Source organism: Mycetocola sp., from assembly GCF_046716805.1.
Classification (GTDB): Bacteria; Actinomycetota; Actinomycetes; order Actinomycetales; family Microbacteriaceae; genus Mycetocola_A.
In genome coordinates, this window is record NZ_JBKJWH010000051.1 from 20,320 (window position 1) to 30,480 (window position 10,161).

Genomic DNA, 10,161 nt, shown 5'->3' on the forward strand with positions numbered 1-10,161 from the left:
GCCCGGTTCCTCGCCTAGCGGAGGCCGATGTTGACGTAGTAGGTCTGGCCGTCGTCCAGCCGCACGCCGATCCGCCAGTAATGACCACCGGCCGGCGTCTTCCAGTTGTAGATGTACTGTCCGCTCCCGGCATCCCGGTAGACGCTTCCGCTGTCGGCGGAGGGCGTGTAGACCGATTCGTCAACGGGCGCGCTCATCGCGCTTCCTTTGACCGGTGTCAGCCAGGTCGGAGCGACGCTCGAAGAGACCGCAACTCCGGCTGCGTTCTTCAGCTGGAACTTCACCGGAACGGTGCTTCCCGCCTTGAACACGCTGGTCGAGCTTCCGATCTGGTGCGCGGTGTCGTTGATCGGCTGCGAGAATCCCTCGAACCGGTAGATCACCCGGTACGTTCCCGTGATCGTCGTCGTGTTGCCTGCGCGGTCGACAGCTGTCGCCGTGTAGCTCCAGGTTCCGACTCCATTCGTGGTTCCCCCGGTGACGGTCACCGTGCAGGATGCCACTCCGGAGAAGCTGTCCGTCGCCGTGCAGGTGGCTGCGGGGGTCGAACCCAGGGTGTAGGTGCCACCGGCGACGTTGACGTCAGCGTCGGTCAGGGTCGGCTTCTCCCGGTCGATGCGGATGCCGTCGACAGTGACAGATCGGGTGTTGCCGGCCTTGTCGGTCACTGTGCCGCTCGCCGTGTTCGTACCGTTGGCCGAGAGCACCACGGGGTCAGGGCAGGTTGCGACACCCGAGAGAGCGTCTGAACAGGTGAAGGTCACCGTGACCGGTCCGTTGTACCAGCCGCTTGCCGTCAGGGTGCCGGCAGTCACAGCCCCGCTGATGGCCGGCGCTGTCTTGTCCAGCTTGACGGTAACCGAGTCGGTGCCCACATTCCCTGCCGTGTCCTTTGCCGTTCCCGTGATCACCTGACCGGCGGTCTCGGAGGAGACGACGACCGACGGGCTGACTGTCGCGACGCCAGAACCCTTGTCATCGTCCTTTGCGGTGAACCGCACGGTCACGTCGGAGTTGTTCCAGTCGTCGGCGTTCGGAGCTGGCGACAAGGAGTGGCTTACGGTGGGCGCGATGTTGTCCCACTTGAGCGCCACACCGTTCGCGGCTTCAGCGTTTCCCGCCTTGTCGACCGCGAAGTAGGTCACCGTTCCGGTGCCGCTACCCGTTAGCGGGACGTCGACGGATGCGCTCGCACCCTCGACGACCTGGACGGGTCCGCCGTCGATGCTGTACCGGATCTCCCGGACGCCTGACAGACCGTTCTGGTCGACCGCGTTCAGGAGAACCGTGGCGATGTCACCCTTGCACCAGTCGTTGACAGCCGTGCAGGTATTGTTGCTGGTCGAGCTGGGCGGGGTACCGTCGATGTTAATTCCGCCGACCTTGGTCCCAGCGCTCGAGTTGCCTGCGTTGTCGATCGCCGGGTCGCTGGTGACGGACTGGTTGGCCCCGTCGGTACGGAGCACCTTGCTCGTCGGGCAGAGCGCTACTCCCGAGAGGGCGTCCTCGCAGGTGAAGTCAACGGTGACTTCGCTTCGGTACCAACCCAGGTTGTTTGCCTCGGTGGTGGGCCGGCCGGTGACCACGGGGGACGTCCGGTCGATGTTGATTCCTCGAGCGAATGCTTCTTCGCTGGTGTTTCCAGCCTTGTCGCGGATCGTCACAGGTCCGGCGCCGAGGTTGACGCCTTCTCCGGTGACGGTGCTGTCAGCAGGCTGCGTCGCCGGGTCGATGCCGGACAGCGCATCGTCGCCGACCCAGAACACCCGCACGTCGCCCCGGTGCCAACCTGCCGCGTTGGGGGCTGCGGGCACACCGACCAGGGTCGGCCGGGTCTTGTCGATGTTGATGCCGTCCAGGACCGCGCTGCTGCGGTTGCCCGCAACATCGACGGCGTCGCCGGTCACGCTTTGGCCTGCACCCTCATTTGTGAGTGTGGTGTCGCCTGCACATCCGGCAACGCCGGTGCGCAGGCCTGAACCCACGTCGTCGCAGGTGAACTTCACGTCGACGTCAGTCCGGTTCCAGCCCGCCGCGTTGGCCACCGGAGTAGCCAGACCTGAGATCATCGGGGCGACGGTGTCCACGTTCACCGCGATGGTGTTTGCGCTCGCGGTATTTTCCGTATTTCCCGCGAGGTCGACGCTCCAGAAGGTGATCGTGTGCGTGCCGGTGGACAGGTCCGCCGTGAACGCTTCGCCGTATGTCAGCGTTGGACCACCGTCAATCGTGTAGTAGGTCGCGGCGACGCCCGAGCCACTGTCCGAAGGGCGGAAAGCTACGGGAATGCCGCTCGTGGTGAACCATCCGGTCTCCGGTGAGATGGGGTTGACCACCGTTGTTGTCGGAGCAGTGGTGTCTACCTGCACCGTGAGCGGCGCTCCTGCCGTCTCGCGGTTGCCCGCCCCATCGGTGCTCCAGAAAGCGATCGTGTGAATGCCGTCATCCGAGACTTCGAAGGGGCCGTCGTAGAGCAGGGCGCTTCCGCCGTCGATGGTGTACTGTGTCGCGCTCACGCCGGAGAGGTTGTCGCTGCCGGTCAGTGTCACGGGAACCGCGTTGGCGAACCAGCCGCTTGAGGGAACACCCGGGATGCTGGCCGTCGTGGTGGGTGCCGATCGGTCGATCGAAATGCCCGTCACCGTCTTGGTGACCGCGTTTCCAGCCACGTCGACACAACTCGCGGTCGATGACAGGTTGCTGCCCTCACCCCGCACGGTGTCGTCCACGGGCTGGGTGGCAACGCCGGAAAGAGCGTCGGTGCATGACCAGTCCACCGCGACGTTGTCGGTGTGCCAGCCTCTCGGGAACGTGGCGGTGAGCGCGGGTGGCGTCGTGTCGACGTTGATTCCGGACACGGAGGCGCGTGCGCTGTTTCCGGCGGCATCCGTTGCCACACCGGCCGAATCCTGGTTGGCGCCTTCGCCGAGCAGGACGCTGGTCGGCGCGTCGGTCAGACCTGACAGAGCGTCGCTCGCGGTGTACTCGACAGTGACCGGGCCGTTGTACCAGCCGGCGTCATTCTTCGTGCCGCGAACGTTCGCCTCGATCTGTGGGGCTGTCTTGTCGATGCGCACGATTACCGAGTCCGTGGCGGAGTTGCCCGCGTGGTCTTTGGCAGTACCGACCACGGTGACGTCACCCTCCGTGGAGGTAGCGACCGGGGGAGTACATTCGGCGACTCCGGAACCCTGGTCAGAGCAGGCGAAGGTGACTGTGACGTCACGGTTTGTCCAGGCACCGTCGAGGTAGTCAGCGGGGGCGAAGTCGTGCCGGATGCTCGGCGCGGTGGTGTCGATACGGACCTTCGCCGTGCGGACAGGCTCGGTGTTGCCGGCCTTGTCGGTGCTGAAGAAGGCGATCGCGTGCTCGCCCTCCGCTGTCAGCGAAAAGGTCGTGCCCGTCTGGGACGCGCCGCCATCGACGGAGTATTCGGTCTTTGCAATGCCGGAGAGGTTGTCGTCGGCCGTCAGGGTGACCTGAACGCTCCCGTTCACCCATTCGTTCGACGCGCCGGAGATTCCGGTGGTCGGTGCTGTCCGGTCGATGTTGACCGGGGGAGCGCTGGTAGCGGTCGTGGTCAGTCCTGCCCCGTTTGTCGCGGATGTGGTGCTGGTGAGGCCGGTACCTTCTCCGGAGATGGTGGTGTCGGCGACAGCTGTCGGCACTCCGGACTCCGGGTCGCTCGCTGACCAGCGAACGGGAACGTCCCCGTCATACCAGCCGGCGTTGTTGGGCGCAGTTTTTGGGGTACCGGAGAGCAGGGGGCCCGTGGTGTCTCCAGCGGCGACTTTCACTGAGATCGTGGAGGTGTTTCCCGCCTTGTCGGTAGCCGTGCCGCCGACAGTGGTACCCGGCTGAACGGTGCGGGAGTTCGAGGATGTGCCGTCAGCAAGGCACGTAGCAATTCCTGAGCTCTCGACACCCCCCGAAGACGAGTCTGAACAGGTGAACGTGACCGTTGTGGTCCCATTCGGGTTCTTCCTCTCAACCGCAGTGATGGTGGGTGCGGCCTTGTCGATCTTCACGTTGATCGATCTGGTACCGACATTGCCCACCCGGTCGAGCTGCTCGGGTGAGGTCACCGTGCTGATCCCGTTTGCCGAGATCGTCGAGGGTGGCAAGGCCTGGCCCGGTGCCAGTCCCGACCCGGAATCCGTGGCTGCCCAGGTGATCGTCACGTTGGAGTTGTTCCAGCCCGCAGCGTTCGGGGCGGGTGACAGGGCGCCAGTGATCACTGGACCGGTGTTGTCGGCCTGGTAGGAAGCCTGTGCGGTTGCGCTAGGCCCCGTGCAGTTGCCATTTTTGTTGAAGTCGTTCGACGCATTGATGGTGTACGCCCGCGCGCCATTTCCCGAGTCGCCCGGCCCTTTGAAGACCCACGTCGACTTCGCGGTGTCAGATGTGCGCTCTCCGGTGAAATCTGTCGGTACGCCCGTGATGCAGGTGGCGCCGTCAGTGGTGACCGTGAGAGTCAATGCCGCGGCCGCTTTCGCGTACAACACACTGCCGACGGTGGCTGTTCCTGCGCCGCCCGAGAAGGCGGCGCTGGTTCCCGCTGCGTACGCGGGTGGGACGCTGAGACCGCTTGCCAGAAGCACCAGGACCGCTGCAATGCTCGTCCAGATGCGCCGACGAATTGTGCCTCCCGGTGTCAGCTCGTTCAAGGGCCGGAGGAGGCCGTTACCACGGTCGGTCATGAGAAATCCTTTGTCTGGCGTGGGGCACACGGGTCGAGTGATCGTTCCGACGCTACGTGCGCGTTTGACTCGAGGCCAGTGGTGCAGCGTTCAAATGCCTGAACGCGAGCTTTTCTCGCGTTTGATTCCATAAACGCCACGAAGCGAGGCAAGAATGACGTCAGGCGACAAGCATCCCGAGGACGGCGCCCGCGAGCATGGCCGGCCCGAAGGGGAGCATGGTTCTTCTGTTCGCGCGGCCGATCAGAAGAGCGATGAGTGAGGTCAGCCCGCCGATCAGAAATCCGGCGGTTGTACCGACGAGAAGCGGCGTCCAGCCCAGGTAGCCGAGCACCAGGCCGATCAGGGCGGCGAGTTTGACGTCGCCCATCCCGATCCCTGACGGCGAGATCACCGCGAGGACGAAGTACAGGGTACAAAGACCCGCACCCGCACCTAACGCGCTGAGGAATGCACTCCAGCTGCCGGTGATCACCGACGTGATGGCAAGCAGCACAACCAGAACGGCAACGCTCGGATACAGGACGGCGTTCGGCAGGCGCTTCTCGATCAAGTCCACGGCGCCGAGAACGACAGCGGCGGCGGCGAAGACGCAGAACGCAGGCAATTGCCAGGAGGCTCCGAACACTGCGGCGGTGAGCACGAACAGGATTGCTGTCGCGACGACGATTGCGCTCCGCACTGGGAACGACAGCTGTCGCGGGGTCTTTAACGTCCGCCCGGTGACGGCGCCAAGCGGCAGGCCGATCAGACCCCCCACAAGTGCGGCAGCAGGCAGAAGCCAGAACGGCGTCATGGCCGCGCGGGCGCGGGCAGCGGGCACGCGATCGGTCGTGTTCTGGCGCCGCTGCTTGTCATGCCGTGACCCTACCGCACCCACTCAGCGGCGAAACCGTGGCGGTCATGACGGCGTTTAGGCATTCAAACGCGCAAGCCGGCGGTGTTTAGGCCTTTGAACGATTTCGCACTAGTGAGTCTTACTCAGGTACGCCTAGCTTTGCCATCACGTGCTCGGTCGATCCGGACCAGCTGCCAAACAGATAGGAAAAAAGATCATGAAGCTTTTCACCCGCGTCCAGGCCCGCATCAACAGCATGCAGAACGAAGACGGTGCGACCGCCGTTGAGTACGGCCTGATGGTTTCGCTCATCGCTGTCGCCATCATCTTCGCCGTCGGCCTCATCGGCACAAACCTCGACGTAATGTTCCGCGGCGTCGCCGCCCGCCTCTAGATTCCACCCCAGCTGAGAATCCGCCCTGGCAGCGGACACAACCGAGCAGTGGGGGGGGGCCGGGGGGGAGCGGACACCGCCACCTCACTCTTGAAAGGACAAGCCGATGTGCAAGACCCGCATCTCCCGCAGCGAAGACGGAGCCGCTGCTGTTGAGTTCGCGCTTGTCTTGCCCGTCCTCCTCCTCCTCATCCTCGGGCTGATTGAGTTCAGCCTCGTCTTCAATTCGCAGATTTCGCTCACGAATGCAGCCCGTGAAGGTGCTCGGGTGATGGCCATTCAAAACGACCCGGCAGTCGCCCGGGCAGCCACCATCAACGCGGCCCCCTCTGTTAATCCGGCTGTGACCGCCGGGGAGATCACGATCGTTCCCGCCGACTGCCGCGCGGGCGACACAGTTACCGTCACCATCGACTACACCGCCGATCTGCTTACCGGATTCTTCGGTGACGAACTCGGCCTGAGAGGGCAGGGCGTGATGCTATGTGGTGGTTGAACGAGCGGTTCCGCGAGGAACGCGGAAGCACCGCTGTCCTCGTAGGAATTCTCCTTGTTCCGCTGATCGGCTTCCTGGCGATCGCAATCGACGTGGGTGCCCTGTACGCGGAGCGAGCACAATTACAGAACGGTGCTGATGCTGCAGCCCTGGCCGTGGCGAACGATTGTGCCATCGACGGAACGTGCGACGGCGGTACGGCGCGTGCCCAGACGTTTGCCAACGGCAACGCGAATGACGCGGCCGCAAACATCGCGAGCCTGACCTACCCAACCGCGAACAGCGTACGTGTCGTCACCAGCACGAGAGAGGCCGGCACCGGCGCTCCCACGATGCAGCATCCGTTCGCAGCCGTCCTCGGAAACGAGACATCCACCGTCCACGCGGAGGCAACAGCGGAATGGGGGTCTCCCGAATCAAGCACGGTCGTGCTGCCACTCGCCATTTCCCTGTGCGATTTCCGCCCGTCGCTCGACGGCTCATTGCAGCTCATCCGGTACGACGAACGCCGGCCAGGCGAAACCTGCGCAGGTCCGGAGGGCAGCCCTATTCCGGGTGGATTCGCGTGGATAGACAGGATCGAGGGTGAGTGCGCAGGAATTGTCGACCTCGATACTGCCAGCTTGCCGAGCGACCCGGGCGCCGACTTTCCCATCGTCTGTCGGCCGATTCTCAGCCGCCTCGAGGGAGCAACGATTGTCGTCCCCATTTTCGACGGCGCCACGATCACGCGTGGCGGTGACGCTTCTTACCACTACTACGGATTCGCCGCATTCATGATCACTGGCTGGAAATTCGGTGGTGGCCCAGCGGTGACGAATCTCGATCCGGCCGCGCCGACGTGCACAGGCGACTGCCGTGGGATCCAGGGTCGCTTCGTCGAGTGGGTATCACCGGATGCCGCCGGTACAACAATCGGCGGACCGGATCTCGGCCTCTCCATCGTTCGACTCAGCAGGTAGGAGACTGAAATGAAAACCAGACTAATCGGCGCCATCCTCGCCGTGGTCCTTGCCTTGATCGGCACGGTCGTTCTCACCGGTTACGTTCGCGGTGCCGACGCTCGAGCGTTGGCTGGCGCCGAAATGGTTTCCGTTTACGTGGCGACAGAGGGCATCCCCGCAGGCACGACAGCCGAGGAGGCCCGACCCATGATCGGCGTGAAACGGATGCCGCGGCTCGCCGCCGTGTCCGGCCGGGTCAAGGACCTGGCAGACCTGGACGGTACTGTCTCCGACGTCGCGCTGGTGCCCGGAGAACAGCTCCTCAGCGACCGCTGGGTCGATCCAGCGGATCGTGAAGGCCGAGCAGGCGTCGCGCTCCCCGATGGCATGCAGGCACTCAGCATCGCCCTTCCTGTCGAACATGTGGTCGGCGGCACCGTCAAGGCCGGAGACACCGTCGGCATCGTCGTTTCGGCGACCGTGGTCATGCCAGACGACAAGGAGATCCCGTTCACCGAACAGATCTTCCACAAGGTTCTCGTACTCGACGTGGAGAAGGGCTCGAGCACTCCGCCGGAAGGCGACGAGGCCGCGACGGCGGAAGCCACGTACGACACCATCATGGTGACCCTCGCGCGGCCGACCGACGACGTGCAGAAAATCGTCTGGGGGCAAGAGTTCGGCTCAGTCTGGCTGACCATCGAACCCGAAGAGGCCGACGAAAAGGGATCCCGTCCCATCGATGCGGGGGAGGTGTTCGGACTATGAGCCGGGTCCTGCTCGTCAGCCGCAGCCGCCGCTTCGAGTCCCGACTCCGATCCCTCGTAGGAACCGATCTGAACGCCATCATGGGCACCTCTCTCGCCAAGGGCGCGCCCGCGGTGCTCGGAAGGCTGGTCCCCGGCGACGAGCCGGCGGTCGCCTTGCTCGGGCCAGCGCTGTCCTACGCCCAGGCCTACGAATTCTCCGCCGGCATCTCGGCGTTGTACCCGCGCACCAAAATCATGCTCGTGCGGGACTGCAAGGAATGGGAAAACGAAAGGTGGCTCACAACCATGAAGGTTGACGGCATTGCGAGCCCTGGACTCGACGACCGTGCCCTCGTAGCAGCGGTCGAGAACCTGGCTTCGAGCACCTCACCCTTCGCTGCAGACGGGGGAGTGGACTGCCCGGACTTGGTCACGATCGACGACGCGAGCAGCACAACGAGTGACGACACAGGTCCGAATCACGGGGCGGACACAGCCGTGAGCAGAGCTGCCGACGACGCCCGGTTCGCAGCCGACAGTCCAGATGCCGCGATTGTCCATGAACCCTGGGCTGCCCCGGAACAGCACACACCTCCCGCTGCAGTGAACGTAACCGATGCACCCGACACCGGAGAAGCGCATCCTGCCGTCGACGGTGAGGCCGGTGAACGGCATCCGACGTACAGGGGTCAGGTGATCGCTGTCGTCTCGCCGAAAGGCGGGATGGGGAAGACCACCGTGGCAACCAACCTGGCGGTCGGACTCGCCCGGCTTGCACCGATGTCGGTGGTGCTCGTGGACGCGGATGTGCAGTTCGGAGACGTGGCAACGGCGCTTGCGCTTGAACCGGTGTACTCCCTCCCCGATGCAGTATCGGATGTCGCGGCGAGTGATGCGATGATCCTTAAAACGTTCCTCACCCCCCACCCCGCGGGTTTCTTCACCATCTGCGGCGCACCCTCGCCCATTGACGGGGACCGGGTCACCGGGGAACAGCTGAGCCACCTCATCGGCCAACTCTTGCAGGTCTTCCGGTATGTGGTTGTCGACACAGCCCCCGGCCTGGGGGAGCACACCCTGGCCGCCATCGAACGTGCCGACGACGTCGTCGCTATCTGTGGCATGTCGGTGACGAGTGCACGAGGGCTCCGCAAACACCTTGAAGTCCTGTCTGCGATCGGTATCATGCCCCCGGAACAGCATGTCGTTTTGAACTGCACAGACCGTTACAGCGGTCTCTCCGTTCGCGATGTCGAGGCGACGACGGGTGTGCACATGGACGTCGCTATCCCGCGCTCGAAAGCCGTTGTGCTCTCGTCGAATCGAGGCATCCCGGTGCTCCAGGAAAAAGCGAAGAACCCGGCGTGGAAGGCTTACTCCGCCCTCGTCCGCCGGTTTGATCCCTCTGTCGACCGTTCTCACGGCCGGCACCGTCGAACGGTGGCTCTCAAGTGAAACTCACAGACCGCGTCGATGCCGTTCGCCGCGACGGCCAAAACCCAGTGATCGACAGGTCGGCGTTCCAACGCCCCGCGGTTTCTGCTCCCGCGACGCAAAGAACGCCTCAGCCGCAACCATCAGACTCCGAACCCCCTGGTGCTGCCCCTCTGGCGGCTCCCGTCGCCGTCGGTTCACCGGTGTCGGCAACTCCTGCTGCCCACGCAGTGGACCCGCTGTTCGAGCTCAAGGAGAAGGCCGCTCAAGCCCTGTTCGAGCGCCTCGGTGCACGACTGAACGACCCGAACCTGTCGGAGGAGCAGCTTCATGCGTTCGCCAGGTCGGAACTGAGCACGATCGTCGCCGCTGAAAAAGTACCCCTGAACTCCGACGAGCGCGCGCGGCTGATCGAGGAGATTGGCGCGGACGTTCTCGGCTATGGGCCCATCGAGGCACTGCTCGCTGAAGACAGCGTCACAGAAATCATGGTGAACGGCCCTGACCAGATCTTCGTGGAGCGCCTGGGAAGGCTCCGGCTCGATCCCGCCCGCTTCTCCAGCGAAGCGCAACTTCGAAGGGTCATCGAACGGATCGTCGCGAAAG

Annotated in this window: 7 protein-coding genes and 1 pseudogene; 6 read left to right on the forward strand and 2 right to left on the reverse strand. The window is 64.3% G+C overall.

Translation table 11 applies throughout. From position 1 onward, the window contains the following. Nucleotides 1–14: 14 nt before the first annotated feature. Both ACLQ62_RS04230 and ACLQ62_RS04235 read right to left on the reverse strand, forming a co-directional pair. Nucleotides 15–4,700: an OmpL47-type beta-barrel domain-containing protein gene (locus ACLQ62_RS04230; protein WP_411720418.1), complete on the reverse strand. Its 4,686-nt coding sequence runs from the start codon at nucleotides 4,698–4,700 to the stop codon at nucleotides 15–17. A 160-nt stretch (nucleotides 4,701–4,860) separates the two neighbouring features. Then, nucleotides 4,861–5,523, reverse strand: a complete 663-nt coding sequence (locus ACLQ62_RS04235) for a prepilin peptidase (protein WP_411720419.1) — start codon at nucleotides 5,521–5,523, stop codon at nucleotides 4,861–4,863. A gap of 232 nt (nucleotides 5,524–5,755) precedes the next feature. On the opposite strand from ACLQ62_RS04235, the gene ACLQ62_RS04240 reads away from it, so the two are divergent. From ACLQ62_RS04240 to ACLQ62_RS04265, 6 genes and pseudogenes are all read left to right on the forward strand, one after another. Then, nucleotides 5,756–5,932: a Flp family type IVb pilin gene (locus ACLQ62_RS04240; RefSeq protein ID WP_411720420.1), complete on the forward strand. Its 177-nt coding sequence runs from the start codon at nucleotides 5,756–5,758 to the stop codon at nucleotides 5,930–5,932. Nucleotides 5,933–6,038: 106 nt separating this feature from the next. After that, complete coding sequence (locus ACLQ62_RS04245) at nucleotides 6,039–6,428, forward strand: TadE/TadG family type IV pilus assembly protein (RefSeq protein WP_411720421.1); 390 nt, start codon at nucleotides 6,039–6,041, stop codon at nucleotides 6,426–6,428. Continuing rightward, the gene (locus ACLQ62_RS04250) at nucleotides 6,416–7,390 is read left to right on the forward strand and encodes a pilus assembly protein TadG-related protein (protein WP_411720422.1); all 975 of its coding nucleotides are present in this window, start codon (nucleotides 6,416–6,418) and stop codon (nucleotides 7,388–7,390) included. The genes ACLQ62_RS04245 and ACLQ62_RS04250 overlap by 13 nt, the downstream gene beginning before the upstream one ends. 9 nt (nucleotides 7,391–7,399) lie before the next feature. Continuing rightward, nucleotides 7,400–8,140, forward strand: coding sequence for a Flp pilus assembly protein CpaB (gene cpaB, locus ACLQ62_RS04255; protein WP_411720423.1), 741 nt, complete (start codon nucleotides 7,400–7,402; stop codon nucleotides 8,138–8,140). Continuing rightward, nucleotides 8,137–9,576: a CpaE family protein gene (locus ACLQ62_RS04260; protein WP_411720424.1), complete on the forward strand. Its 1,440-nt coding sequence runs from the start codon at nucleotides 8,137–8,139 to the stop codon at nucleotides 9,574–9,576. The genes cpaB and ACLQ62_RS04260 overlap by 4 nt, the downstream gene beginning before the upstream one ends. Nucleotides 9,577–9,758: 182 nt before the next feature. After that, a pseudogene (locus tag ACLQ62_RS04265) lies at nucleotides 9,759–10,161 on the forward strand (CpaF family protein); the annotation flags it as partial.